Consider the following 25,367-nt stretch of genomic DNA (forward strand, 5'->3'; position numbering starts at 1 on the left):
ACCAAGCATCGCGCGAGCGGCAAGATTCCAGAACGACCTATGCGCCGCCGATGGCCGTCTTTTGCCGCGCGGTCGGGGTTATGCGTCGCGCATCATGGCTGCTTTCCCCTTCCGGCCCTTGGCGTCACCGCCATGCCAAGGAACACGGTCATGGCCTGATTGAGCCGCACCATGTCCTCGTCATCGAGCCGTCCGACATGCGCGCCCATCTTGGCCTTGGGAACGGTGGTGATCTTGTCCACCATCAGGCGGCAGGCGGAACGCAGGCCGTTACGCTCGTTCGGTTCCACGACAAGACGGAACAGCGGCGCGTCGGTCGGATCAAAAGTGAAGGCGCAGATCGTGATGGAGTCGGTGGCGTCGAAACTGTCGTCCTGCACGATGACGGCGGGGCGCGGCTTTCCCGCATAGTCCTTGCCCCCGGAGACGGTCCAGACCTCGCCGCGCCTCATTCATCGCCACCGTTAAAGTCGATGGCCGACACGGCGTCGATGAAGGCTTGATCGTCATAGGCGTCGGCACTGGCGGCGACGGCCTGCGACTGGCGGCGGGCCTGCTCCCGGAAAGAGGGAGAGCGCACGTCCGGCACCCAAATCTGGATGGGACGCAGCCCCTGCGCGCGCAGCCGCGCGCGATGCTCGCGCACCTTCTCCCGAACGAACTTGGTCCTCGATGCTGTCACCATAATCGGCCTCCGAATGAATGTTTACATGTAAACTAGCATGTGATGCTTTCGAAAGCCAGATTTTTGTGTGTGACGGGGCAGAATGCCACGCCGCCAGAGTGACGCCGGGGTTGCTGCCGGATGGAAACGGAACGAGGCCAATCCGCCAGATTATTATCAGATGGCGATTAAACGCTGACCTGATCTGATGCAGCGATTGCGCGCTGTCCGCAGGAATTGCATGTGGCACCGGTTGCGCGTCTTGGGCCAACCATTCGCATGGGCCTGATGGCCGCTTGAAGTCTCCGGGCAGCTTGCCTCTTGATGTGCGTTACCTCCCGACGTCCATCCCGAAATGCAAAGGCCTTGCCGTCAGGCAAGGCCTCCTTTGTTTCGCGCACGCTCGGCTCATCCAACGGCGGCGGTGTCTTCCTGCCGTTTCGGCAATTTCCACCCGGGTCGGACAAAATGGCATGTGTATCCGCTCGGAATGCGTTCCAAATAGTCCTGGTGCTCCGGTTCCGCTTCCCAGAAATCACGTGCGGGAGCGACTTCGGTAACCACGTTCCCGGGCCATAGACCCGATGCGTTCACGTCGGCAATGGTGTCTTCGGCGGTCAAGCGCTGTTCGTCGTCGGCGTAGAATATCGCAGACCTGTAACTGCTGCCGAGATCGTTGCCTTGCCGGTTGAGTGTCGTCGGATCATGGATCTGGAAAAAGAACTCAAGGATGTCGCGGTAGCTGATCTTCGAGGGATCGAACATGATCTCGATCGCCTCGGCATGGTTGCCGTGATTCCGGTAGGTGGCGTTTGCTACCTCGCCACCCGTGTAGCCCACGCGAGTGGACACGACGCCGGGATAGCGTCTGATGAGATCCTGCATACCCCAAAAGCAACCGCCCGCCAGTACCGCACGCTCTACAGTCATTGGATCGTCCTTTCAGCCAAACAATGCGCGTCAAGCATAGGCAGCCCGCGCCTTGCCCCTAAATGGGGACTGGAACCCACTTTTGCCAGTTCATGCCTCGCTCCAGCCTTGGGATCTATGGCTCGAACTAGCGCTTCATGTCGGGACAGACGTACGGAACCTTCGCCGCAGCATAGGTCCGCTCGATAACATCCTTTCCCGCGGTGATCTGAAGAGTGAGACCATCCGAGGAAACGGCTTTTATTTTGGCCCGTATCGTCGCTCCGTCCTCGTCCCATGAAAGCTCCTTGGGGGACGATTGCTTCCAAGTCCTCAGAGCATACGTCTCCCAGCAGGAATCGATAAGGAGTTTGCCCTTCGGCAGGAAGATCATCATCGGGCCGGGTAGGCCGGACTGGGCGTTGGTTTCAATCCACGGCGTGCCAACCAGCGAAGACGCAAATGCCTTCTCTGCGGCAAGGGTGGGCGTTGCGATAGGCGTGACTGCGATCGTGGCAATTGCTGCAACGGAGGGGATTTTCAAACTCTTTCTCCACAGGCGGGAAATCGGATCGCCGAGCATCATTCAACGTAGGGCGACAATGTGGCGGGAGGAGCACCCTTAGAGCGGCATCCGAACGGTGCAGCCTGGTCCCTCCTCGGGAGATCATGGTCGGCAAAGCGCAAGGTCATGACGCAACACTGGCGTTGGTTTGATGAGAGCCCGGCGGCGCTTAAACGAGCACTGCCTGATCGACGCGGTCTTCCGTCCCGAAGAACTTCAGGTAGCGTTGAACCTCCGCCGGATCGCCCGTCGCCTTCTGCGGATTGTCCGACAACTTCACCGCAGGGCGGCCGTTGGCGTCGCTGACCTTGCAGACGATCGAAATGGGATTGAGCCCGGAGATCTCCGTCGGCGCGCAGCCGACGAAGTCGTTGGTGAGGTTGGTGCCCCAGCCGAAGCTCATGCGAACCCGACCTTCGAAGTGCTTGTAGGTGTCGATGATAGCATCGACATCAAGCCCGTCCGAGAAGATGAGCAGCTTCTGGCGGGGATCGCGGCCCATCTTTTTCCACCATTCGATGATCTTCTCGCCGCCCTCGATCGGTGGGGCGCTATCCGGGCGGAAGCCGGTCCAATCAGCGACCCATTCGGGCGCGTCGCGCAGGAAGGCGGCCGTGCCGAACGCATCTGGAAGCACGATCAGCAGGTTGCCGCCGTAAAGCTTGTTCCAGTCCCGCAGAACCTTGTAGGGCGCATTGCGCAGTTCCTTGTCTGTCGCGGCGAGCGCTGCGGCCACCATCGGCAGCTCGTGGGCATTCGTGCCCACGGCCTCCAAATCGGAATCCATGGCGAGCAGGACGTTGCTGGTGCCGGTGAAGGCAGGGCCAATGCCTTCCTTCAATGCTTCGACGCACCAGCGCTGCCACAGGAAGCTGTGGCGGCGGCGCGTGCCGAAATCCGAGATGCGGAGACCAGGCAGTTCACGCAGCCGCTCCACCTTCTCCCACATCCTTGCCTTCGCGCGGGCATAGAGAACATCGAGCGTGAACGGCCCAAGCGCTTTCATCGCAGAGCGCGAGCGCAGCTCGTTGACGATGGCGAGTGCCGGGATTTCCCACATGGTCGTGTCCTTCCACGATCCGTGGAAGTCGAGCACATACTGGCCGTCGCGCTTCGACAGCTCATATTCCGGCAGTTGGAAATGAGAGAGCCAGGCGAGGAATTCAGGCTCGAAGATCTGCGCGCGCCCGTAGAAGCTGTTACCTGCGAGCCAGATCATCTCCTTCTTGGAGAGGCGGAGCGAACGGGCATGGTCGAGTTGCTCGCGCAGTTCGCCCTCGTCGATCTCTTCGGCCAACAGCACCCGTTTTGTACGGTTGATGAGCGTGAAAGTGGCGTTGACGTCTGGATAGAGTTTCCAGATCATCTGCAGCATGAGCAGCTTGTAGAAGTCCGTGTCGATCAGGCTGCGAACAATCGGATCGAGCTTCCAGGTGTGATTGTAAACGCGCCGTGCGATATCGGTCTTGGCCATGAACTCCGCCCATTCCCAAACCGGACAAATCGCGCCAAAAGCCGACGCACGAAGACCGGCTCGTGTGCTTTCTTATCGAAAAATCAGCCGATAAAGTCCAGCGCAAATAGAAATGTACCCCGCCGGCAATCCGGCAGGGCTTGCTGGAGACCGCCTTGACCCGCCCTGTTCTTATTGCGCAGGCGCGTTCGGGGTTGCCGGTGCCGCGTTCGATGCCGGCGGCTGGGACGGTGTCTCGGTTGGTACGGCCGCCTTGCCGTTCTGCAGCGAAGGCAATGGCGCCGGTGACGGCTGCTGCGACTGAAGATGCTGTCCAGGCTGCTGCGGCGCGACGTCCGCCAACTCCTTCCTGCCCCAGATTTCAACGGGGATCCATACGATGAAGGCAAGTATCAACGCGACGATCAGGACCATAAGAATACGAGTGCCCATGCGGCCCTGCTTTGCCTTGATTGGCGAAATCGTTTCTTCGGCGTGGAGCTTGCCGTCGGATTCTTCCCAGTGCGTTTCCGTCTGGTGAGCCATGCCTTTCTCCTTCCGGTGCCGCGCGGGCCATGGTCGGCCCGGCACCTCATCTGGGAGAACGAATGGCGCGCAGCATGGTTCCTGCGCTCAATAGCCTGCCTGTCGGTCGACAATGAATTGCAGCGGCTCGCCGCTCTCATAGCGGGCGATCTGGTGCTCGACGTGCCGGAAGAGCGCGGTCTCGTCGGATACGGCTGCATCGTGCGGCGTGATGAACACGTTTTCCAGCCCCCAGAGCGGATCGTCGGACGGCAGCGGCTCGACCGCGAATACGTCGATCGAGGCGCCGCCGAGCACGCCGTTCTGAACCGCGGCGACAATGTCGGCCTGGACCTGGCTTTTACCGCGGCCGGCATTGATGAACACTGGCTTGCCGAGCGCTCCGCCCTGCCGCAGTTTTGCGAACAGCCTGGCATTGTAGAAGCCGGTGGTCTCAGGGGTCAGCGGCAGCAGGCCGACGAGAAAATCCGTTCTGGACAGGAATTCATCGAGCTCGCTGGCGCCGAACGTCTCGACGCCGTCGATCTCCTTGCCGCTGCGCGACCATCCGATGACGTTGAAACCCATGATCTTCAGCTTGCGCGCCGCGTCCTGGCCAAGCACGCCCAGTCCCATGATGCCGACGGTGATCGCGGCTGCCTCAGGCGCAACGAGCTTGCCCCAGATGCGCGCGCGCTGGTCCTTGTCATGCTGGTATTGTTGCCTGAGGTGCATGAGGCACTGCATCACGACCCATTCGCTCATACGGGTCGTCAGGCTCCGATCGACGAAACGGACGATCGGAACGTCGGGCAACCCTGCAAGGTTCATGAAGCTGTCAACGCCGGCGCCGCCGGAGAAGATGGCCTTGAGGTTCGGGGCGCGCGTAAAGAGATCCGCGTCCGGCTTCCAGAGTAGCGCATAGTCAATGCCGGTCAGATCAAGATCCTTGCTCGCCGGGTCGGCAATATTGATGCTGCCGCGGTCCGGAAAGGCCGTCTTGAGGATGCGGGCGACGGTCTCAGGGTCGAACTTGAGGTCGACGAGGATGGGCGGTCTTGCGGACATGGTGTTCTTTACTGTTGGACGGCGAGTGTCGGAACCGCCTCGATGTTGAAGGCGGCAGCCATCAGGGCCTTGGTATAGTCGTCCTTCGGCGCGCGGAAGATCTCCGCGGACGGACCCTGCTCGACGACCTTACCGAAGCGCATGACGATGACGTCGTTTGCCAGCGCCTTCACCACTTTCAGGTCATGGCTGATGAAGAGGTAGGCGAGGTCATGCTTCTTCTGCAGATCGCGCAGCAGGTCCACGACCTGTGCCTGAACGCTCATGTCGAGCGCGGATGTCGGCTCATCCAGCATCACGAAGCGCGGCTTCAGCACCATGGCGCGGGCAATGGCGATGCGCTGGCGCTGGCCGCCGGAAAACTCGTGCGGATAGCGCCAGCGGGTCAGCGGGTCGAGGCCGACTTCCTCCAGCGCCCAGCAGACGCGCTGATCGCGCTCCTCGTAGGAGAGTGACCGCTCATGCACCTTGAGGCCTTCCGCGATGATGTCGCCAACCGACATGCGGGGGCTGAGCGAGCCGTAGGGGTCCTGGAATACGACCTGCAACTGATTGCGCAGAGGGCGCATTTCCGTGAATGAATAGTTGGCTATATCCTCGCCGACGAAGCTGATCCGACCTTGCGAGGAGATCAGCCGCGTCAGCGCCAGGCCCAACGTTGTCTTGCCGGAGCCGGATTCGCCGACGACGCCGAGCGTCTGTCCGGCGCGCAGCTGAAGATCGATGCCGTCCACGGCCTTCACATGATCGACGACCTTGCGCATGAGGCCGGCCTTGATCGGAAACCAAACGCGGATATCGGCCCCCTGCATCACGACCGGCTTGGAGGGATCGGCAAGCGGCGGCTCGCCGCGCGGCTCTGATGCCAGTAGATGCCGGGTGTAGTCGTGCTTCGGATTGCGGAAGACCTGTTCCACCGTACCAGTCTCGACGATCTTGCCCTTGGTCATCACGCAGACGCGGTCGGCAAATTTGCGTACGATGCCGAGGTCGTGGGTGATGAAAAGCATGGACATGCCATGCTGGCCCTTCAGTTGCCGCAGCAGCTCCAGAATCTGCGCCTGCACGGTGACGTCGAGCGCGGTCGTCGGCTCGTCGGCAATCAGCAGCTCCGGCCGGTTGGCGAGCGCCATGGCGATCATCACGCGTTGGCGCTGCCCACCGGAAAGCTCGTGCGGGTAGGCCTTGAGGCGCTTTTCCGGCTCGCGGATGCCAACCTGGTTCAGCAATTCAAGGATCCGCTTGCGGGCAGCCTGCCCGGTCAGGCCTTGGTGCAGTTCGAGGATCTCAGCAATTTGCTTCTCGATCGAGTGCAGCGGGTTGAGCGATGTCATCGGCTCCTGGAAGATCATCGTGATGTCATTGCCGCGCACCTCGCGCAATGCTTTGTCGGATGCCTTCAGCAGGTCCTTGCCCTTGAAGAGGATTTCGCCCGAGGGATGGCTTGCCGCCGGGTAGGGAAGCAGGCGCAGGATCGAATTGGCAGAGACCGATTTGCCGGAGCCGGACTCGCCAACCAGCGCCACGACTTCGCCCTTGCGGATATCGAACGACACGTGATCGACAGCCAGCGATGTATCTCCGCCCTGGTGGAAAGCCACCGAAAGATCGCGCACGGAAAGCAGTGTTTGGGCAGCGTCACTCATTGAAACGTCTTCCTGGGATCGAATGCATCACGAACTGCTTCGCCGATGAAGATCAAGAGCGACAGCATGATCGACATGGTGAAGAACGCGGTCAGCCCGAGCCACGGCGCCTGCAGGTTCGCCTTGCCCTGGGCGATCATCTCGCCGAGCGAGGGCGAACCGGGCGGCATGCCGAAGCCGAGGAAGTCGAGCGAGGTCAGCGTCGTGATTGAGCCCGACAGGATGAACGGCAGGAATGTGAGCGTCGCCACCATCGCGTTTGGCAGCAGGTGACGCCACATGATCGTCCGGTTGTTCACCCCGAGCGCGCGGGCAGCGCGCACATATTCGAAGTTGCGGGCCCGCAGGAATTCCGCGCGCACGACGCCGACGAAGCCGACCCACGAGAAGAGCAGCATGATCCCGAGCAGCACGAAGAAGCCGGGCGGCAGGATGGCGGCGATGATCAAGAGGATGTAGAGCACCGGCATCGACGACCAGATCTCGATGAAGCGCTGCAGCAGCAAGTCCGTCCAGCCGCCGAAGTAGCCCTGGATCGCGCCGGCGCTGACGCCGATGATGGCCGAGCAGATCGTCAGTACCAGGCCGAACAGGACCGAGACGCGGAAGCCGTAGATGACACGGGCAAGCACATCGCGTGCCTGATCGTCCGTGCCGAGCCAGTTGAGATTGCCAAAGTTGCAGCCGGGGTCGGCCGCTCCTTGTGGATAGCCGGAGCAGCGCTCCTCCTTGCTCATCAGCCAGAAGGGCGGTGTCGGTGCCGAATGCGGGATGTTCGAATTGACAGAGCGATAGGAGTAGCGGATCGGCGGCCAGATCATCCAGCCGTTGGCATTGATCTCGTCGGTGATGACGTCGGAGCGGTAGTCCGTCTCGGCCAGGAAGCCGCCGAACTTCTCCTCGGGATAGTTGACGAGTACGGGAAACAGGATCTCGCCCTTGTAGGAGGCGATGATCGGCCGGTCATTGGCGATGAACTCCGCAAACAGGCTGAGCACGAACAGGATGAGGAATAGCCAGAGCGACCAGTAGCCGCGCCGGTTCGCCTTGAAATTCTTCCAGCGGCGGACGTTGGTCGGCGACTGTAGGCCTTTGCGAGGCGGCTTGACCGGCGTCGCTGTCGTCGGATTGGCGGCGGTGTCCATCAGACGTCCCTCCGCTCGAAGTCGATGCGCGGATCGATCCATGTGTAGATCAGGTCGGAGATCAGGCTGACGAACAGCCCGAGCAGCGAGAAGATGTAGAGCGTCGCAAAGACGATCGGATAGTCGCGGTTGACGACCGAGAGATAGCCGAGCCGCCCCAGCCCATCGAGCGAGAAAATGTTCTCGATCAGCAGCGAGCCGGTGAAGAAGGCGGAGATGAACGCGCCGGGGAAGCCGGCGATGATGATCAGCATGGCGTTGCGGAACACATGGCCGTAAAGCATCTGCCGCTCGTTCAGCCCCTTTGCCCGCGCGGTCACGACATATTGCTTCTTGATCTCCTCGATAAAGGAGTTCTTCGTCAGCAGCGTCGTCGTCGCAAACGCCGCCAGCGAGAGCGAGATCAGCGGCAATGTCAGATGCCAGAAGTAGTCGAGCGGCTTCTGCCACCAGGCGAGCTGGTCGAAATTATCGGAGACAAGCCCGCGCAGCGGGAACCAGTCGTAGAACGACCCGCCGGCAAAGAGCACGATCAGCAGGATGCCGAACAGGAAGCTCGGAACGGCATAGCCGATGATGATGATACCCGAGGTCCAGACGTCGAAGGTGGAACCGTCCTTGACCGCCTTGCGGATGCCGAGCGGGATCGAAATGCCATAGGAAAAGATCATGATCCAGACGCCGAGCGAGGCCGAGACCGGCAGCTTTTCCTTGATCAGTTCGAGCACGGATGTGTTGCGGAAGAAGCTCTCGCCGAAATCGAAGCGGATGTAGTTCCACATCATCGCGCCGAAGCGCGTCAGCGGTGGCTTGTCGAAGCCGAACTGCTTTTCCAGTTTGGCGATGAGTTCCGGATCGAGGCCCTGGGCGCCGCGATATTTCGAGCTGCCTTCGTCAAGTCCGCTGCCAAGAAGATCACCGCCGCCACCGGAAATGCGCGCATCTGCGCCCTGTGCATCGCCGGTCAGTTGCGCGATGACCTGTTCGACCGGACCGCCGGGAGCGAACTGAATGACGGTGAAGGAGATGGCCATGATGCCGATGATCGTCGGGATCATCAAAAGCAGGCGGCGAAGGATATAGGCTCCCATCAGTGAAGACCCTTCCGGGAAAGCGCGCGTCGTGTGCCGTCCAGTCTATCGCCGTTCAATCGGTGCAGTCTCCTTGTGATGTCGCCCGGCACGCAGTGCCTTGTCCTGATTCGCATTGGTCATTTGGAGCCCAGTCACCTCCTCAATGCAAGTCCGCCTGCCTGCATGCCTATTTCGCATCCTTCGACCACCAGACATCGGGAAAGCCGATGGAGTAAGTCGGCAGTTCCGCGGGATGGGTCAGCTTGTTCCAATAGGCTATGCGCGAGTTATTGCTGTAGAAAAGCGGGATCACATAGTGATTGGCGAGCAGGACGCGGTCCATCGCCTTAATCGCCGCGACCTGTTCATCACGATTGGGCGCGAAAATAATCATCCGGATCAGGGCGTCGATCGCTGGATTGGCGATGCCGGCGTAGTTGCGCGAACCCTGCTGGTTTGCGGATTGCGAGCCCCAATAATCCATCTGCTCATTGCCCGGGTTCATCGTCTCGGCCCAGACAGACCAGATCATGTCGTAGTCGAAACTTCTGACGCGGTTGGTGTATTGGGAAGCGTCAACAGTGCGCAGGCGCGCGTCGATGCCAATCTTCTTGAGGTTGTTCACAAACGGCATCACCGAGCGCTCGAAGGACGGGTTGGACAACAGGATTTCGAAGCTTATCGGCTGGCCGGTCTTGGTATTGACCATGCGGTTGCCCTGAAGCTCGTAGCCCGCCTCCTTGAAAAGCCCGATCGCCTTTCGCAGATTGTCCCGAAGCTTCTGCGGGTCGCCAGCGACCGGATTGGTGTATGGCGTGGTGAAGACTTCAGGAGGAACCTGGTCTTTCAGGCTTTGGAGAATTTCGAGTTCGCGCCCTTGCGGCAACCCGGATGACGCAAGTTCCGTGCCCCAGAAGTAGCTGTCGATGCGCTTGAACGCATTGAAAGCGAGGTTGCGGTTGAGATCTTCGAAATCGAGAGCGTAGTTTAGGGCTTCGCGAACGCGTGGATCCTTGAACTGATCGCGTCGCAGATTGGGCGTTAGCGCCTGCATGACGCCGACGGCGCGCAACGCATTCGGCACCTCTTCACGGATCACGCGGCCATCCTTGATGGCGGGAAAGTCATAAGCCTTGGCCCAACGGCTCGCCTGCGTTTCCTGGCGGTAATCCACGTTGCCGGCACGGAAGGCCTCGAATTCGACCTCGCGATCTCCGAAGAAGGTGTAATTGACATTGCGGAAGTTGTTCTGGCCGACATTGACGTTGAGGTCCTTGCCCCAATAGTCGTCGCGGAGTTCGTAGCGGACCGTGGATCCGGCGGTAAATGCGGCAATCTTGTATGGACCGGAGCCCATGATCGGCTCCAGCGTGGTTTTGGCAGTATCGCGCGGCTTGCCGTCCGAACCCGTCCCTTCCCACCAATGCTTCGGCAGGATCATCAACTGCCCGAGGATGTTTGGAAGCTCCTTGTTGCCCTTCTCATCAAAGATGAAGGTCACGTCGCGGTCGCCGGTCTTTTCGGCGCGAACGACATGCTTGTAGTAGTTGGCGTAAAGCGGGTTCAGTTCCTTGAACTTGTCAAGGCTGAAGATGACGTCCTCAGGTGTAACCGGCTGACCGTCCGCCCACTTTGCTTCGGCGCGCAGCCGGAAGGTTGCGCTCGATATATCCGCCGGAAAGGAAATGCCCTCGGCCAAAAGTCCATAGCTGGCAAGCAGCTCATCATCGGCGGACTTGGTCAGCGTCTCGAAAACCAGCGCGGCGCCGTCGGCAAGTTCGCCCTTCGCCGGCAACGGGTTGAACGTGTCGAAGGTGCCGGTCGTCGAAAGATTGAGCGTCCCACCCTTCGGCGCATCCGGGTTAACGTAATCGAAATGCTTGAAGCCGGGCTTGTATTTGAGTTCGCCGATGGTCGAAGTACCAATTTGGAAGTTCTGGTCCTGTGCCTGAACCGGCGGGGCCAACCAGCTCAAAGCGACCAGAGCAACAATCAAACTTCTTTTCGACCACGTACGCGCCATTCGCCAACCCCGATTACTTCGCTTTCATCGACAATAGGCGAAAACCGGGCGAAAAACAGGTGATATGACAGTTTTTGTCAGGCTCGCGGGATCGAACCACTTTGTTGCCCGGGTAAGCTCGGCTCATTTGCTGCTTATGCAAAACATCGATTCACCAAAATTGCCTTTCACGGTAGATTGGACGCAAATCACTCGGCCGCGGCCGCAGACGTTCAGGACATGGCATGGCCCTCCATACCGCTCGGACTTTCCAGACATTTTTGAAATTGGCATTCGCCGGCGTGCTCGGTGCAAGTCTCGTCGCCGGCGATGCCAGCGCCGAGCAGAAGCAGCCAAGTCCCGGGAGCGCCAAGGCCCTCTTCGGCGCCGTCGCCTTGCCAAACCAGGGGGCGGTGCAGCCCTTCGGCTTCTACGCGAAGGGCTGCATGTCCGGCGCCGTCGCACTTCCGACCGATGGCCCCACCTGGCAGACCATGCGGCTGTCGCGCAATCGCCGCTGGGGCAATCCCGCCATGATCTCTCTCTTGGAGCGGCTGTCCCGGGATGCGGCAAAGTATGACGGATGGCCAGGCCTGCTGGTCGGCGATATCTCGCAGCCGCGCGGCGGTCCGATGTTCAACGGCCACGCCTCGCACCAGATAGGACTTGATGCCGACGTGTGGCTGACGCCGATGCCCGCTCACCCGATGAGCGTCGAGGCGCGCGAAACCGTGCCCTTCACGACGATGCTGCAGAAGGGTGCCTTCCTCACCATCGATCCGAACGTCTGGACCGAATCGCGCGCCCGGCTTTTGATGCGTGCGGCCAGCTACCCGCAGGTCGAGCGGATCTTCGTTAATCCAGCCATCAAGAAAAAGATGTGCGATACCTGGAGAGGCGACCGCACCAATCTCGCCAAGCTGCGCCCGATCTACGGTCACGATTCCCACTTCCACATCCGCATCAAGTGCCCGCCGGGCGCAGCCTCGTGCAAGCCGCAAGCGCCGGTCCCTGCTGACGACGGATGCGGCAAATCGCTGGCATGGTGGTTCACGAAGGAACCATGGGCGCCGCCGAAGCCGCCGAAGCCCGGTACGAAGCCGGTCAAGCCGCGCGAAGTGATGGTCTCCGATCTTCCGAATGCCTGCTCGTCGGTTCTCACGGCGCCGTCCGTCAGCTCGGTGCAGACGGCCACCTTTGGCGGCGCCGCGGCTGCTGCCCCGGAGGTCGCGCCGATGGCGCTGGTGCCTGCCGCGGCGTCTGATGAGGCGCTGCCTGCCATCGGACCGGTACCGGACGACAAGCCGTCCGGCGAGTGAGGCGCTGCCAGCGCGGTGGTCTTTCAAAAGACGGGCGCTTCGTATAGAAGCAGCCAAATCGATTGAATTTCACGTGGAGGTCCTTTTCATGGCCGGCGGCAAGTGCCTTGCATTGATTGCGCATGACCAGAAGAAGGATGACATGGCGGAGTTTGCACGCCGCAACCGCGAGACATTCGCAAACTGGAAAATCGTCGCCACGGGCACGACCGGCGGTCGGGTGCTCGAGGCCGCTCCGGACCTCGATGTGACCCGCTTGAAAAGCGGCCCGCTCGGCGGCGACCAGCAGATCGGGGCGCTTATTGCCACCGGCGAAGTCGATGCGCTGATCTTTTTTGTCGATCCTCTGACGCCGATGCCGCATGATGTCGATGTCAAGGCTTTGATGCGGCTTGCAATCGTCTACGATATCCCGATGGCGCTCAACGAAGCGACCGCCGACAAACTTATTGCCACCCTTCACGCGTAACCGGCGCTTGAAAAGCGCGCACGCACGGAACCCGCCATGCCACAGCTCGATACCAGCGAAACCGCCATGCCCTTTCCGATCCTGATCGGCGACATTGGCGGCACGAATGCCCGTTTTGCGATTATCCCGGACGCTGCGGCAGAGCAGATCCATTTTCCCAACGTTCGCACCGCCGATTTCGAGACGATCGACGATGCGATCCGCAGCTGCATTCTCGAAAAGAGCAGCTTGCGGCCGCGTTCGGCGATCTTGGCGGTGGCCGGGCCGATCAGCCGGGACGAAATACCGCTGACCAATTGCGACTGGGTGGTGCGCCCGCGAACCATGATCGATGGCCTCGGTATCGAAGACGTCCTCGTCGTCAACGACTTCGAAGCGCAAGCGCTGGCAATCGCTGATCTCTCTGACGACAACCGCGAGCGCCTTGGCGATGCATCGGGCGACATGATTGCATCCCGCGTCGTCCTCGGCCCGGGCACCGGTCTCGGTGTCGGCGGGCTCGTTCACGCGCGAGGCTCCTGGATTCCCGTGCCGGGCGAGGGTGGTCACGTCGATCTCGGGCCGCGTACCGCGCGCGATCTCCAGATCTTCCCGCATGTGGAGACGATCGAAGGCCGGATCTCGGCAGAGCAGATTCTCTGCGGCCGCGGCATCGTCAACCTCTACCGGGCCATTTGTGCCGCTGATGGCATTGCCCCCGCCTATTCCGATCCGGCGGACATCACGTCGCACGCGCTTGCCGCTTCCGATGAGGTCGCCGTTGAGACGATTAGCCTGTTCTCGACGTATCTCGGCCGCGTCGCCGGTGACATGGCGATGATCTTCATGGCCCGCGGTGGCGTCTTCCTGTCGGGCGGCATCTCGCAGAAGATCCTTCCGGCGCTGAGAAAGCCGGAATTCCGCGCTGCGTTCGAGGACAAGGCGCCGCATTCCGAGCTGCTGGCGACGATCCCGACCTATGTCGTCACGCACCCGCTTGCGGCTCTGGCGGGTCTCTCGACCTATGCCCGCAAGCCCGAGAGCTTCGGGGTCTCGACGGATGGGCGTCGCTGGCTGGCGTAACGGCTCTGGTCAAAAGCCTGCCAACTCTTTATAGAGCCGCGCGAGCGCACGCAGTCATGAGGACATGCGTGTCCTGACACACAGGAAGACTGATTTTTGCAAGCACCGGACACCCAGCAGAAGCCTGAAACGAGCGACAGCATCACCGGCATCTTGAAGCGCATCATCGCAGAAAACGGCCGGGATCATCTCTGGGGCTATGTTTTTGCTATCAGTTGCCTCGTCATCGTTGCCTTGTCGACGGCGTATACCGCCTGGATCATGAAGTCGGTGATCAACGAGGCGTTCGCAAACCGGCGCGCCGATATTGTCTGGGCCATCTGTTTCACCATCTTCATTGCCTTCGTGCTGCGCGGTTTTGCGAGCTATGGCCAGGCGGTGGTCCTCTCCAAGATCGGCAACAATATTATGGCGCGGTATCAGCAGCGCGCCTATTCGCACCTGATGAAACTGTCGCTCGGCTACTTCAACCAGACGCGCTCGGCCCACGTCGTTGCGCAGCTAAACCAGAACATCAGCGGCATCCGTGATGTGATGAACCTGACGATCACGTCGACGGTGCGCGATCTCCTGACGTTCATCTCTCTGCTCGCCGTGATGATCATCCAGGATCCGCTGCTCAGCCTGGCAGTTTTCGTTCTGGCGCCGCCTCTTCTTTACGCGTTGCGATACGTGTCGAAGCGGCTTCGCACGGCGACCAAGGATGCAATCCACGTCAACAGCCATGTCGCCGGCGCGATGCAGGAAACCATCCAGGGTATCGCCATCGTCAAGGCCTTCACCATGGAAGGCCAGTTGGAGCAGAAGGTTGACAGGCTTGTGGAGAGCGCCGAACGGCGTGCGAACCGTATCGCTCGTCTATCCGAACGGACAGCGCCGCTCACGGAAAGCTTTGCCGGCCTTGCGGTCGCCAGCGTCCTTGCCTACGCCGCTTACCGCACGATCTACAACAATATTCCGCCGGGCGCCTTCTTCTCTTTCGTAATGGCCTTGCTACTGGCCTACGATCCCGCACGCCGCCTCGCACGCCTGCAGGTGCAGATGGAGCGTGCCGTCGTCAACGCACGCATGATCTATGAATTCCTCGATACGGTGCCGCATCAGCGCGATGTGCCTGGCGCGAAGGCGCTTGTCGTCACGGAAGCCAAGATTGAATTCCGCAACGTCTCCTTCGCCTATGGCGAGGATGAGGTGTTGCGCGATGTCAGCTTCTTTGCCGAAGGCGGGAAGACGACGGCGCTTGTCGGGCCATCCGGTGCCGGCAAGTCGACGATCATCACGCTCATTCCGCGCTTCTACGACCCGAAGGCTGGGCAAATCCTGATCGACGGCCAGGACATCGCGCATGTGACGAAACAGTCGCTGCGTGAGCAACTGGCTTATGTCTCCCAGCAGCCGTATCTCTTTGAGGGTACGATCCGCGACAATATCCGCTACGGCCGCCCGGAGGCGACCGATGAGGAGGTCGAGCGCGCCGCGCGCCTTGCCTATGCACACGACTTCATCCTGGCACAGCCCCACGGCTACGACACCCCAGTCGGAGAAAACGGCGTGACGCTTTCCGGCGGTCAACGCCAGCGCCTGTCGATTGCCCGCGCCCTGGTGCGCAACGCTCCGATCTTGCTGCTGGATGAAGCGACCTCGGCGCTGGACACGGAATCGGAGGCGGCGGTCCAGAAGGCACTCGATGGGGCCATGGTTGGCCGCACGGTGGTCGTCATTGCCCACCGCCTTTCGACGGTTGTCCGCGCCGACAAGATCGTGGTTATGCAGCAGGGCCGGATCATGGAGGAAGGCGATCACGAGAGCCTTGCACAGCGCAGCGACGGTCTCTACGCTCGCCTCAACAATCTGCAGAGGCCAGCAGCCTCCGATGCCCGCTGACACATAGGATGATCGACTGACATGAGCGATGCTGCGATGAAACTGGTAGTGGTTGGAGCAGCAGGACGCATGGGGCAGACGCTCATACGGCTTGTCGATTCGATGGATGGGGTCACGCTGCATGCGGCTGTTGCCCGCCCCGGCTCACCGTTCGTCGGCAAGGATGCCGGCGAAATTGCCGGTCTTGGGACGAACGGCATCACTGTCGGGGACGATCCTCTCGCGGCGTTTCTTCATGCCGATGGCGTCCTCGATTTTACGACCCCCGCAACAACGAACGAATTCGCCGCACTTGCCGCTCAGGCGCGCATCGTCCATGTGATCGGGACAACCGGCTGCTCGGTTGAGGACGACGCGAAGATTGCGGCCGCCGCCCGTCACGCCCGGGTGGTGAGGTCGGGCAACATGGGCCTCGGCGTGAACCTGCTCAGCGTCCTTGTCGAGCAGGCCGCTCGTGCGCTCGATCCGGCCGACTGGGACATCGAAGTCCTCGAAATGCATCACAAGCGCAAGGTCGACGCGCCCTCGGGTACGGCGCTAATTCTTGGCGAAGCGGCGGCCAAGGGCAGGGGCATCGATCTCGCATCGAAGTCGGTGCGCTCGCGCGACGGTCACACCGGTCCGCGCGAGGAAGGCACCATCGGCTTTGCGACGCTGCGCGGCGGCTCGGTTGTCGGCGAGCATTCGGTGATCTTTGCCGGCGAGGGCGAAACGGTGACGATGTCGCACAGCGCCACCGATCGTTCGATCTTCGGCCGCGGCGCCGTCAAGGCGGCGCTGTGGGCGCGGGATAAGAAGCCCGGTCTCTATTCCATGCTCGACGTGCTCGGGCTTTCTTCAAAGTAATCTTTTTCGGAGGCATTTTTCATGAGCGGCACCCTCGTTCTCGTTCGCCACGGCCAAAGCGACTGGAATCTGAAGAACCTTTTCACCGGCTGGAAGGACCCGGAGCTGACCGAGCTTGGCATCCAGGAGGCCAACACCGGCGGCAAGGCGCTGGCCGACTACGGTATCAAGTTCGATGTCGCCTTCACCTCCGACCTGAAGCGGGCTCAGGACACGCTGACGATCATTCTCGACAATGTCGGCCAGCCGGACCTCAAGACACTCAAGGATCAGGCGCTCAACGAGCGCGATTACGGCGATCTCTCGGGCCTCAACAAGGACGATGCCCGCGCCAAGTGGGGCGAGGAGCAGGTCCACATCTGGCGCCGCTCTTATGATGTTCCGCCGCCGGGTGGCGAAAGCCTGCGCGACACCGGCGCCCGCGTCTGGCCTTACTACCTGACGGAAATCCTGCCCCGCGTGTTGCGCGGCGAAAAGGTGCTCGTCGCCGCCCACGGCAATTCGCTGCGCTCGCTGGTGATGGTGCTCGACCGCCTGACCAAGGAACAGATCCTCGCGCTCAACCTCGCGACCGGCGTCCCCATGGTCTACAAGCTCAACGCCGATTCCACCGTCGCCTCCAAGGAAGTGCTCGGCGACATGTCCGGCGCGCATTGAGTTCAAAGGCGCCGCGTGTCATCGGCGCGCGGCGCTTTTTCGAATTTGCCCGGTTCTAGCTCTTTGCCGCGTCCGTTGCCCGAGGCGACTGCGCGCGGGCGGCCTCGAAATCCGGCAGGCGATTGGCGATCCACTGCCAGAGCGCCACGACTTCTACCAGAAGCTCGCCGCCAAGCGGCGTCAGTTCATATTCCACGCGTGGCGGCACCTGCGGGTAGAGCGTTCTTGGCCTCCGCCAATATGTGCATGACCCGCAGCGGCCATTTGGCGCTGGCGCGTTCCAGCATCTCGCGAGCAAGCGCGTCCTGCGCGTCCGTCAGCGTTTCGCAGAAATCGAATGTACCATCGTCCACGTTAGTTACCATTGGGTATGTATAGCTCCTATGGGTGCCTTCTTTCAAGATGAAACTGATTTGCCTATATGGCCTTCCGACGGATCAAGGAGATTTCCATGTCACAGGTTTGGTTGATTACAGGCAGTTCTCGTGGGCTCGGCAGGGCGCTCGCTGAAGGGGTACTGGCGGCAGGGCACAAATTGGTCGCAACGGCGCGCGATCCGTCGCAACTTGAGGATCTCAAGAAACGCTTCGGCGACAGCGTCCTGACAGCCACCCTCGATGTAGCCGATGAGCGGTCTGCCGCATCGGCCGTGAAGTCGGCGGTCGACCGGTTCGGCCGGCTGGATGTTCTCGTCAACAATGCAGGTTACGGCGATGTCGGCTCGATTGAGGATACAAGCCTTGCCGAGTTCCGTGCCCAGATCGAAACGAACCTCTTCGGAACGATCATCGTCACCAAGGCTGCGCTGCCGGTAATGCGAGAGCAGGGTTTCGGACACATCATCCAGTTCTCCTCCGTCGGCGGTCGCATCGGCCCGGCGGGGCGAGCGCCTTACGCTGCCGCAAAATGGGGCGTGGAGGGCTTCTCGGAAGTTCTGGCCAAGGAGGTCGGCCCGCTCGGCATCAAGGTGACGATCATCGAGCCGGGCGGTTTCAGGACCGACTTTGCCGGCTCGTCCACCACACTTCGGGAAGGTCGGCCGGAATACGACGACACTGTCGGAAAGATGGCGCGCTATCAGCGCGATTATAACGGCAGGCAGCCGGGCGATCCGGCAAAGGCAGCCGCCGCCGTCGTCCATGTCGCCAGCCTTACCGAACCGCCACTGCGCTTGCTGCTCGGCAGCGATGCGTTGCGTGGCGTCGAGCAGAACGACGCTGCACGAGCCAAGGAGCATGCGGCTTGGCGGGAACTTAGTGTCTCAACCGATTTTGAGCCCGGCGGCTGACGAATGGTCAGGCCCGGATCCGCAATCATCGTCACGAGCTGCTCGCGACTGGACATGACGTTCATAACTTTGCCTATGATGATACGGTTGATGCAGCACCTTGCCGGAGAAGCTAGGTACACGGGATAAGGGCAGCGATCGCGCCAGCAAGGCCGTGAGCCAGTAGGCGACGGTGGGGGCGGCGCGGTTCCTCTAGCGCTCTGCCGCGTCCGTTACGCGCGAGGTTTTTGCGCGGACGGCCTCGACGTCCGGCAGGCGATTGGCGATCCGCTTCCGGAGCGTCACGAATTCCGCCGGAAGCTCGTCGCCACGCGGCGTCGTAAGATGCGATCGGTCAAGCAGCTGCGCTAGCCGGCCAATTGCGACAAAAGCGAGGACGGCAATAGCACCGACGACGGCGGCGACCGCGAGCGACCACGATACGCCGATGTTCTCCATCATGAACGCGAGGACAAATGGGGCGGTCGACGAAATCACCAGGCGGATGGACAACACCTGGCCCTGTCGTCGCCCGTAACCTTCGCTGCCAAACAGTGCCAGCGGCAAGGTTCCCTGCACGATGCTGCTCAGCCCCGAGCCAAGGCCGAAGACGACGGCGAAGACCAATGCGCCTGGTACCGACGGGGCGGTGACGATCAGAGTGACCAGGGCCGCCGGCAGCAACACCGCTGAGATGAGCGCCAGCGTCAGCTGCGACAATCCGCCACCGAAGACCATGTTGATGAAGCGGCTTAGCACCTGCGACGGGCCAAACAGCGTGCCGACCATCACCGAAAGGGCTCCAAGCCCAAGTCCGGATAGCACCGGAACCATGTGCACGAGGAGTGCGGCGTTGACGAAGCTCTCCAGAGCAAACCCCATGACCATCAGGATGAAGGCCGGCGTTCGCACGGATGGCGGAAGGCTCGGTTCGACGTGCTTTGCCGCTTCGTTCTTCTCCCGTTTGCGGGTTTCGCTGACGCTGCGCGACAACCATGCATGAATGGGAAGGCAGACGAGCAGATTGATACCCGCGAAGATCAGATAAACGTCCTGCCAGGACATGTGCGCGTTGGCCGCCGTGGTGATCGGCCAGAAAATCGTCGAAGCAAAGCCAGCGATTAGCGTCAGATAGGTGATGCTGCGCTGGGCAACCTTCGGCCTGATCTGGACGAGCAAAGCAAAGGCGGCCCCATATTGCACCAGATTGGAGGCCGTCTCGATCGCGATCAGTGCAGCGACGAAGGTGATCTTGCCGGGAGCGAACGCGCACGCGGCAAGCGCTGCGGCCGCGATCGCCGAGCCCGCCGTCATGACACGGCCGGCGCCAAAGCGGTCAATCCACCTGCCCATGGCCGGCGCCGCCAGGGCGCCGATCAGGAGAGCTACGGACAGCGCACCAAAAATCCATTCCGACGACCAATCGAGATCCCGCGCCATATCCGGCGCAAGGATGCTGAAGCTGTAATAGAGCGTTCCGTAGCCGATGATCTGCGTCAGACCGAGGGCGAGGATTGCCGCGACAGGGGAGCGTTCGGCGCTGGTCGTCGTCATAGGGATTTGAGGCTCACGCGCTGTTCGAGTTTTTCGGCCGCCTCCTTCCGTTCGCTGTAGCGATCAGTGAGATAGGCCGAAGCATCGCGCGTCAGCGAGGTGAACTTCACCAGCTCCTCGCACACATCGACCACGCGGTCGTAATAGGAGGATGGTTTCATGCGGCCGTCGGCATCGAACTCCTGGAAGGCCTTGGCCACCGACGACTGGTTCGGAATGGTGATCATCCGCATCCAGCGGCCGAGGATGCGCATCTGTCCGACTGCATTGAAGGACTGTGAGCCGCCGGAAACCTGCATGACGGCCAGCGTCTTGCCCTGCGTCGGGCGCACCGAGCCCACCGCCAGCGGGATCCAGTCGATCTGCGCCTTCATGATGCCGGTCATCGCGCCATGACGTTCGGGGCTGACCCACACCTGGCCTTCCGACCATTCAGACAGCGCGCGCAGCTCCTGCACCTTTTGATGCGTCACCGGAGCACCGTCTGGAAGCGGCAGACCTTCCGGATTGAAGATCCTAACCTCGCAGCCGAAGTGATCGAGCAGCCGTGCCGCCTCCTGCGCTAGCAGGCGGCTGTAGGACACAGTCCTCAGCGAGCCACAAAGGATAAGAATGCGCGGCTTGTGGGTCGAGAAGGGCGGCCGCAACGCCGAGAGATCCGGCTGGCGCAGATGCTCCGGGGACACGGCAGGCAGATCAGACAATGCGCTTGCCATGGCCGTCGAGGACCTGTTCGCCATCCTCCTTGGTGAAGGCGCCCTTGTGGGTGTCGGGGAGAATATCCAGAACGACTTCGGACGGGCGCGCAAGCCTGGTGCCGAGCGGCGTGACGACGAACGGCCGGTTGATCAGGATCGGGTCTTTCAGCATCGCGTCGAGCAGTTGATCGTCGGTCAGGGCAGGGTTATCGAGACCGAGATCCGCATAGGGCGTTCCCTTTTCCCGGATTGCTCGGCGCACGGTCAACCCTGCGTCGGCGATCATCTTCACGAGCTGCGCACGCGACGGCGGGTCCTTCAGGTATTCGATGATGTCAGGTTCGATGCCGGTGTTGCGGATCATCGCCAGCGTGTTGCGTGACGTGCCGCATTGCGGGTTGTGATAGATGGTAACGTTCATAACTTTGCCTCTGACGATGCGGTTGATGCAGCACCTTGCCGCAGAAGCCAGGTGCACAGGATGAGGGCAGCGACCGCGCCAGCAATCTCTGCGAACCAGAACCCCGGTAAATCGACCGGGCGGATCCCGGAGAAGGTGTCGGTCAACGACCGTGCCAAAGCGACGGCGGGATTGGCGAATGAGGTGGAGGCGGTGAACCAGTAAGCGGCCGTGATATAGAGCCCCACAAGCCAAGGCACCGCCCTCTGTTCGAACTTGATGCCGGCGAGGATAACCGCTATCAGCCCGAACGTCGCCACTCCTTCGGAGAACCACTGCGCGCCGCCGGTACGAGCCTTGCTCGAGATTTCGACCAGCGGCAGGCCGAACATAAGGTGAGCGGCGATTGTGCCGGCCACGCCGCCGGCAATCTGAGCCAGGATGTATCCCCCAAAGTCGCGCTTCGGCAACTTGCGAGAGATAGCGAAAATCAGCGAGACCGCAGGATTGAATTGGGCTCCGGAGATCGGGCCGAGGATTGTGATCAGGACCACCAGGATTGCGCCGGTCGCCACCGTGTTCCCCAACAATGTCAGGCCAACATCCTCAGTCAGCGATGCTGCCATGACGCCAGATCCGACCACTGTTGCGACCAGCATGGCTGTCCCAAGTCCCTCTGCGACCAGCCGGCGCGGCAGATCGAACCCGGTCATCGGCTCGCCCCGGTTGGTTTTAAGGTCGCGCCCTCCAAGGTGCCGATCTGATGGAGATGCGTTTCCAATGCGAGTTTGTCGATCGATGCAAGCGGTAGGCTGATAAACGCCATGACCCTATTCTTCAGAAAGCGAGCAGCCTGAGCAAAAGCGCGACCCTTCTCGACGTCGCTGCCTTCGACGGCGGCCGGATCCTCCACACCCCAATGGGCCGTCATGGGATGGCCGATCCAAACCGGACAGGCCTCGCCGGCAGCGCTGTCGCAGACCGTGAAGATGAAGTCCATCTCCGGCGCGCCCGGCTCGGTAAACTCGTCCCAGCTCTTCGAGTGGAAGCCGTTCGTTGGGTAACCAAGCGCCGCAAGCTCCTTCAGCGCCAGAGGGTTGACCTGACCTTTTGGCTGGCTGCCGGCTGAATAGGCTTTGAAGCGGCCATTGCCCTCGGCATTGAGAATGGATTCCGCCAGGATCGAGCGGGCCGAATTGCCCGTGCAGAGAAAGAGCACATTGTAAACGCGGTCGGCGGTCATTGCAGTTTTTCCTCCATTTTAGGGGTACAGCAAGCCGCGACCTTGGCGGCGGGCGCGCAGATTTCCGGGTGCCCGGAGCAGCAGTCTTCCATCAGGAAGCGAACCAGGCCGCCGAGCGCCTCATAGTTCGCGGTGTAGATGATCGATCGGGATTCGCGCTGCTGCGCGATCAGTCCTGAGCGTTCCAGCTCCTTAAGATGGAAGGAGACGTTGGACGGCGATACCACCGCTTCTTCTGCGATCGCGCCTGCCGCCATGCCGTTCGGGCCGGCGACCACAAGCATGCGGACGATGCGCAGGCGGGTTTCCTGAGACAGCGCGCCAAATGCGACGAGGGCTTGACGTTGATCCATATTTCAACAATCCTTGAATAATTGAAACGAGGAATAACGCAGATGAACGCGATCGACAATAGCAAAGTTCAGGAAGACGATATCAGCCTCGGCCTGTTGCTCAGTGCACTTGCCGGTGCCAGAGATTCTCCGCTGATATTCTATTGCGACGGGCGACCGGTGAAGCCTGGCTACCATGTCACCGAGGTCAAGGTCGGCCAGTTTTCGGCGCTGGACTGCGGCGCCAACCCTGAGGCATGGACGGAGATTTTCATTCAGCTCTGGGATATCGAGGAGGGCGAGCGCACCCATATGCCTGCTGGCAAATTCTATGCGATCATCCGCAAGGTCACGGAGCACGTGAAGCTCGATGATTCAGCCAAGCTGACCTTCGAAGTCAGCGACGGCGTTCAACCGATGCGGCTCTACCGCGCCGCGATGCCAACGCTGCCCGCCGGCACTGTGCACGTCGAGCTATCGCCGCGGCCCGCCAGCTGCAAGCCGCGCGATCGGTGGCTTGCCCAACAACAGGCACAATCCTGTTGTGCCCCCACGGCGGGAAGGAACGCCTGTTGCGGCTGACGCCGCACGGCAATGACGCATGACCGTCAGGATAGGGCGTCTAAATCTAATGCCAGCTTTGGAGGGCCGGGTTTTCCGGCGCGCCCGGCCTGTCTCAGTTCTCGATGGTGAACTGCACCCGATCCGCCGAAAACCGACTGATCGCATATTGCACTGGCACACCCTCTAGATCCGTGTTCATCGCCTTGGTGATCAAGACGATCGCCCCCGGCGTCAGTTCCAGTGCCGCCAGATCGGCGGCGTCGGCATGGGCGGCGGTGACCTGCGTCGTCGCGCGTACATAGTCGGATAGGCCGAGTTCGGCAAAGGCCCGGGTGATCGATTCCGTCTTCTCGTATGCCGCCGGCATGCCGGCAAAGCGTTCGGCGGGAAACCAGGCCGTGGCGCAGGAGACCGGCCGATTGTCGGCCTTGCGCACCGTTTCCATGCGGATCACCGGCGCCCCCGGCCGCAGCTTCAGCCAGCGGGCCACCTCGTCGTCCGCTCTCTCATCGCTATGCCCAAGCAGCAGTCCGCGCATTTCGCGCGCCTGCTCACCGATACCGGTCGTGAACCGCGTGCGTCGGGTGATCGGAAAGTTCAGCCGTTCCTTGCGTTCGATCAGTGTGCCGCGGCCCTGCACAGCGCGCACGATGCCCTCCTGGGCAAGCGCAGCAATCGCGCTGCGCACCGTATGGCGGTTGACGCCGAACTGCAGCGCCAGAACCGTCTCCGGCGGCACCATGCCTGCCTCGTCATAAGCGCCGGCGCTGATTGCCTGGCCAATGCGGTCGGCAATCTGGCGCCATAGCGCTACGCCTGTCTGTCTTTGTACCTGCCCAGCCATTTTGCCCCTTGATGTCACACGCTTGTCACGTCGGCGATTTAAGCGTAACTCTATCTTGTATAGTTGTCTATATCAATAGACATTTAAAGGATGTGGCAATGAGCTTGGCGGAGAAGAATGAGCCGGCGGCGGCAGGCGGACGCAAGCGCGTGGTCGACCTGCTCGCACGTGCAGAGCGACCGGAATTGGTTGAAGCATGGAACGGCCTGGCGGAGAAGCCGGTGGTCCAGCCGGTGCGTGGGCCGGAAACGGGCCTCGTCATGGTCCGCGGCCGCATGGGCGGCGGTGGTGCACCGTTCAATCTCGGTGAGGTGACCGTGACGCGTGCGACCGTTCGTCTTGCTTCCGGCACTGTCGGTCACGCCCAGGCGCTTGGCACGGACCGCCAGAAGGCGCGGCTTTCGGCCATTTTCGATGCGCTTTGGCAGGAGGCTGCGACGCAGCAGTTTGTCGAGCAGACGCTGCTTGCGCCGATCGCTGCCCGGGTGGCCGCAGACGAGCGCCGCCGGGCCGACGAGACGGCCGCGACCCGCGTCGATTTCTTCACCATGGTTCGCGGAGACGACTGATGAGCCTCAAGACGGAAGCGCTGACCGGAGGCTTTGCTGAGCCGGTCTTCCACGCACAGAGCGTGTTCAAGCTGATGATGGATGCGATGGCGCGTCCCGGCACGATCCAGACGGTCGCTCCCGACGCAACGCCGCCGGCACCGCTCGGCATTGCCGCCGGCGCGATCGCGCTGACGCTCTGCGATCACGATACGCCCGTATGGCTGTCTGCCGGGCTCGCAAAATCGGCCGTGCCTCAGTGGCTCGGCTTCCACACCGGCGCGCCGGTAACGCCTGAGAAGGCCGAAGCCCGCTTCGCCTTTGTCGAAGCTGGTACAACGATGTCCTCCTTCGGTCTCTTTGCCGCCGGGACGCAGGAATATCCCGATCGCTCGACCACCCTGGTCATCGAGTTGGCGGATCTCGAGGCGGGACGCAGGCTCGCCCTGATGGGGCCGGGCATTAAGACAGTGACGGACATCGCGCCGATCGGCCTGGCCGATACCTTCCCCCGCCTCTGGACGGAGAACCGCGCGCTCTTCCCGCGCGGCATCGACATCGTGCTGACGTCGGGCAACCGTTTCCTGTGCCTGCCGCGCACCACCAAGATCACCGCAACGGAGATGTGAC

28 protein-coding genes and 1 pseudogene are annotated in these 25,367 nt (G+C 61.5%); 10 read left to right on the forward strand and 19 right to left on the reverse strand.

The annotated features are described in order from the left end of the window. Positions 1-92 precede the first annotated feature (92 nt). The 11 genes from ACSQ9D_RS19970 to ACSQ9D_RS20020 form a co-directional block, all read right to left on the reverse strand. The gene (locus ACSQ9D_RS19970) at positions 93-452 is read right to left on the reverse strand and encodes a type II toxin-antitoxin system PemK/MazF family toxin (RefSeq protein ID WP_436283599.1); all 360 of its coding nucleotides are present in this window, start codon (positions 450-452) and stop codon (positions 93-95) included. Continuing rightward, complete coding sequence (locus ACSQ9D_RS19975; protein ID WP_436283600.1) at positions 449-685, reverse strand: antitoxin MazE family protein; 237 nt, start codon at positions 683-685, stop codon at positions 449-451. The genes ACSQ9D_RS19970 and ACSQ9D_RS19975 overlap by 4 nt, the downstream gene beginning before the upstream one ends. A gap of 387 nt (positions 686-1,072) precedes the next feature. After that, positions 1,073-1,594: a peptide-methionine (S)-S-oxide reductase MsrA gene (gene msrA, locus ACSQ9D_RS19980; RefSeq protein ID WP_047516145.1), complete on the reverse strand. Its 522-nt coding sequence runs from the start codon at positions 1,592-1,594 to the stop codon at positions 1,073-1,075. A 127-nt stretch (positions 1,595-1,721) separates the two neighbouring features. Then, on the reverse strand, positions 1,722-2,117 hold the full coding sequence (locus ACSQ9D_RS19985) for a hypothetical protein (RefSeq protein WP_436283601.1): 396 nt from the start codon (positions 2,115-2,117) through the stop codon (positions 1,722-1,724). A gap of 190 nt (positions 2,118-2,307) precedes the next feature. Continuing rightward, a complete protein-coding gene (gene pncB / locus ACSQ9D_RS19990; protein ID WP_436283602.1) occupies positions 2,308-3,612 on the reverse strand; it encodes a nicotinate phosphoribosyltransferase in 1,305 nt (434 codons plus the stop codon). Positions 3,613-3,783: 171 nt separating this feature from the next. Further along, on the reverse strand, positions 3,784-4,137 hold the full coding sequence (locus tag ACSQ9D_RS19995; RefSeq protein WP_436283603.1) for a hypothetical protein: 354 nt from the start codon (positions 4,135-4,137) through the stop codon (positions 3,784-3,786). A gap of 87 nt (positions 4,138-4,224) precedes the next feature. Beyond that, complete coding sequence (locus ACSQ9D_RS20000) at positions 4,225-5,184, reverse strand: 2-hydroxyacid dehydrogenase (RefSeq protein ID WP_436283604.1); 960 nt, start codon at positions 5,182-5,184, stop codon at positions 4,225-4,227. A gap of 8 nt (positions 5,185-5,192) precedes the next feature. Then, positions 5,193-6,830, reverse strand: a complete 1,638-nt coding sequence (locus ACSQ9D_RS20005; protein WP_436283605.1) for an ABC transporter ATP-binding protein — start codon at positions 6,828-6,830, stop codon at positions 5,193-5,195. Then, positions 6,827-7,975 (reverse strand): ABC transporter permease, encoded by a 1,149-nt coding sequence (locus ACSQ9D_RS20010; protein ID WP_436283606.1) that lies wholly within the window; start codon positions 7,973-7,975, stop codon positions 6,827-6,829. Before ACSQ9D_RS20010 ends, ACSQ9D_RS20005 begins: the two co-directional genes overlap by 4 nt. Beyond that, positions 7,975-9,066: a microcin C ABC transporter permease YejB gene (locus tag ACSQ9D_RS20015; RefSeq protein WP_436283607.1), complete on the reverse strand. Its 1,092-nt coding sequence runs from the start codon at positions 9,064-9,066 to the stop codon at positions 7,975-7,977. Before ACSQ9D_RS20015 ends, ACSQ9D_RS20010 begins: the two co-directional genes overlap by 1 nt. Before the next feature lie 169 nt (positions 9,067-9,235). Continuing rightward, complete coding sequence (locus tag ACSQ9D_RS20020; RefSeq protein WP_436283608.1) at positions 9,236-11,071, reverse strand: extracellular solute-binding protein; 1,836 nt, start codon at positions 11,069-11,071, stop codon at positions 9,236-9,238. Positions 11,072-11,295: 224 nt separating this feature from the next. Here ACSQ9D_RS20020 and mepA point away from each other — a divergent pair, with 224 nt between their 5' ends. From mepA to ACSQ9D_RS20050, 6 genes are all read left to right on the forward strand, one after another. Continuing rightward, the gene (gene mepA, locus ACSQ9D_RS20025; protein WP_436283609.1) at positions 11,296-12,369 is read left to right on the forward strand and encodes a penicillin-insensitive murein endopeptidase; all 1,074 of its coding nucleotides are present in this window, start codon (positions 11,296-11,298) and stop codon (positions 12,367-12,369) included. Positions 12,370-12,457: 88 nt separating this feature from the next. Then, positions 12,458-12,838, forward strand: a complete 381-nt coding sequence (locus tag ACSQ9D_RS20030) for a methylglyoxal synthase (protein WP_037115063.1) — start codon at positions 12,458-12,460, stop codon at positions 12,836-12,838. 36 nt (positions 12,839-12,874) lie between these two features. Continuing rightward, a complete protein-coding gene (locus ACSQ9D_RS20035; protein WP_436283610.1) occupies positions 12,875-13,900 on the forward strand; it encodes a glucokinase in 1,026 nt (341 codons plus the stop codon). 96 nt (positions 13,901-13,996) lie between these two features. Beyond that, positions 13,997-15,784 carry an ABC transporter ATP-binding protein gene (locus tag ACSQ9D_RS20040; RefSeq protein ID WP_436283611.1) on the forward strand — a complete coding sequence of 596 codons (1,788 nt, stop codon included), beginning with the start codon at positions 13,997-13,999 and terminating at the stop codon, positions 15,782-15,784. Between the two features lie 21 nt (positions 15,785-15,805). Then, on the forward strand, positions 15,806-16,630 hold the full coding sequence (dapB, locus tag ACSQ9D_RS20045) for a 4-hydroxy-tetrahydrodipicolinate reductase (RefSeq protein WP_436283612.1): 825 nt from the start codon (positions 15,806-15,808) through the stop codon (positions 16,628-16,630). A 21-nt stretch (positions 16,631-16,651) separates the two neighbouring features. Next, complete coding sequence (locus ACSQ9D_RS20050; RefSeq protein ID WP_047516166.1) at positions 16,652-17,287, forward strand: 2,3-bisphosphoglycerate-dependent phosphoglycerate mutase; 636 nt, start codon at positions 16,652-16,654, stop codon at positions 17,285-17,287. Positions 17,288-17,342: 55 nt separating this feature from the next. Here ACSQ9D_RS20050 and ACSQ9D_RS20055 read toward each other — a convergent pair. Then, positions 17,343-17,652: pseudogene (locus ACSQ9D_RS20055) on the reverse strand (winged helix-turn-helix transcriptional regulator). A gap of 86 nt (positions 17,653-17,738) precedes the next feature. Here ACSQ9D_RS20055 and ACSQ9D_RS20060 point away from each other — a divergent pair. Continuing rightward, on the forward strand, positions 17,739-18,575 hold the full coding sequence (locus ACSQ9D_RS20060) for an oxidoreductase (protein ID WP_436283613.1): 837 nt from the start codon (positions 17,739-17,741) through the stop codon (positions 18,573-18,575). A gap of 192 nt (positions 18,576-18,767) precedes the next feature. Here ACSQ9D_RS20060 and arsK read toward each other — a convergent pair whose 3' ends face one another. From arsK to ACSQ9D_RS20090, 6 genes are read right to left on the reverse strand one after another with little or no spacing between them, the layout of a single operon-like run. Further along, entirely contained in the window at positions 18,768-20,108 is a 1,341-nt protein-coding gene (gene arsK, locus ACSQ9D_RS20065) for an arsenite efflux MFS transporter ArsK (RefSeq protein ID WP_436283614.1), read from the reverse strand. Beyond that, entirely contained in the window at positions 20,105-20,848 is a 744-nt protein-coding gene (gene arsH, locus ACSQ9D_RS20070; protein WP_436283615.1) for an arsenical resistance protein ArsH, read from the reverse strand. The genes arsK and arsH overlap by 4 nt, the downstream gene beginning before the upstream one ends. Further along, a complete protein-coding gene (gene arsC / locus ACSQ9D_RS20075) occupies positions 20,805-21,227 on the reverse strand; it encodes an arsenate reductase (glutaredoxin) (protein ID WP_436283616.1) in 423 nt (140 codons plus the stop codon). The genes arsH and arsC overlap by 44 nt, the downstream gene beginning before the upstream one ends. Continuing rightward, positions 21,224-21,919, reverse strand: a complete 696-nt coding sequence (locus tag ACSQ9D_RS20080) for an aquaporin (protein ID WP_436283617.1) — start codon at positions 21,917-21,919, stop codon at positions 21,224-21,226. The genes arsC and ACSQ9D_RS20080 overlap by 4 nt, the downstream gene beginning before the upstream one ends. Then, the gene (locus tag ACSQ9D_RS20085) at positions 21,916-22,449 is read right to left on the reverse strand and encodes an arsenate reductase ArsC (protein ID WP_436283618.1); all 534 of its coding nucleotides are present in this window, start codon (positions 22,447-22,449) and stop codon (positions 21,916-21,918) included. The genes ACSQ9D_RS20080 and ACSQ9D_RS20085 overlap by 4 nt, the downstream gene beginning before the upstream one ends. After that, a complete protein-coding gene (locus ACSQ9D_RS20090) occupies positions 22,446-22,802 on the reverse strand; it encodes an ArsR/SmtB family transcription factor (RefSeq protein WP_436283619.1) in 357 nt (118 codons plus the stop codon). Before ACSQ9D_RS20090 ends, ACSQ9D_RS20085 begins: the two co-directional genes overlap by 4 nt. Before the next feature lie 42 nt (positions 22,803-22,844). On the opposite strand from ACSQ9D_RS20090, the gene ACSQ9D_RS20095 reads away from it, so the two are divergent. Beyond that, on the forward strand, positions 22,845-23,363 hold the full coding sequence (locus tag ACSQ9D_RS20095; RefSeq protein ID WP_436283620.1) for a DUF6428 family protein: 519 nt from the start codon (positions 22,845-22,847) through the stop codon (positions 23,361-23,363). A gap of 94 nt (positions 23,364-23,457) precedes the next feature. Here the strand turns inward: ACSQ9D_RS20095 and phnF are convergent, their stop codons facing one another. Further along, positions 23,458-24,189 (reverse strand): phosphonate metabolism transcriptional regulator PhnF, encoded by a 732-nt coding sequence (gene phnF / locus ACSQ9D_RS20100; RefSeq protein ID WP_436283621.1) that lies wholly within the window; start codon positions 24,187-24,189, stop codon positions 23,458-23,460. A 98-nt stretch (positions 24,190-24,287) separates the two neighbouring features. Here phnF and phnG point away from each other — a divergent pair, with 98 nt between their 5' ends. Both phnG and phnH read left to right on the forward strand, forming a co-directional pair. After that, positions 24,288-24,758 (forward strand): phosphonate C-P lyase system protein PhnG, encoded by a 471-nt coding sequence (phnG, locus tag ACSQ9D_RS20105; RefSeq protein ID WP_436283622.1) that lies wholly within the window; start codon positions 24,288-24,290, stop codon positions 24,756-24,758. Beyond that, positions 24,758-25,366: a phosphonate C-P lyase system protein PhnH gene (gene phnH, locus ACSQ9D_RS20110; RefSeq protein ID WP_436283623.1), complete on the forward strand. Its 609-nt coding sequence runs from the start codon at positions 24,758-24,760 to the stop codon at positions 25,364-25,366. The genes phnG and phnH overlap by 1 nt, the downstream gene beginning before the upstream one ends. The last annotated feature ends 1 nt before the right edge of the window (position 25,367 follow it).

This window comes from Rhizobium sp. LjRoot258, assembly GCF_964254185.1.
GTDB lineage: Bacteria > Pseudomonadota > Alphaproteobacteria > Rhizobiales > Rhizobiaceae > Rhizobium.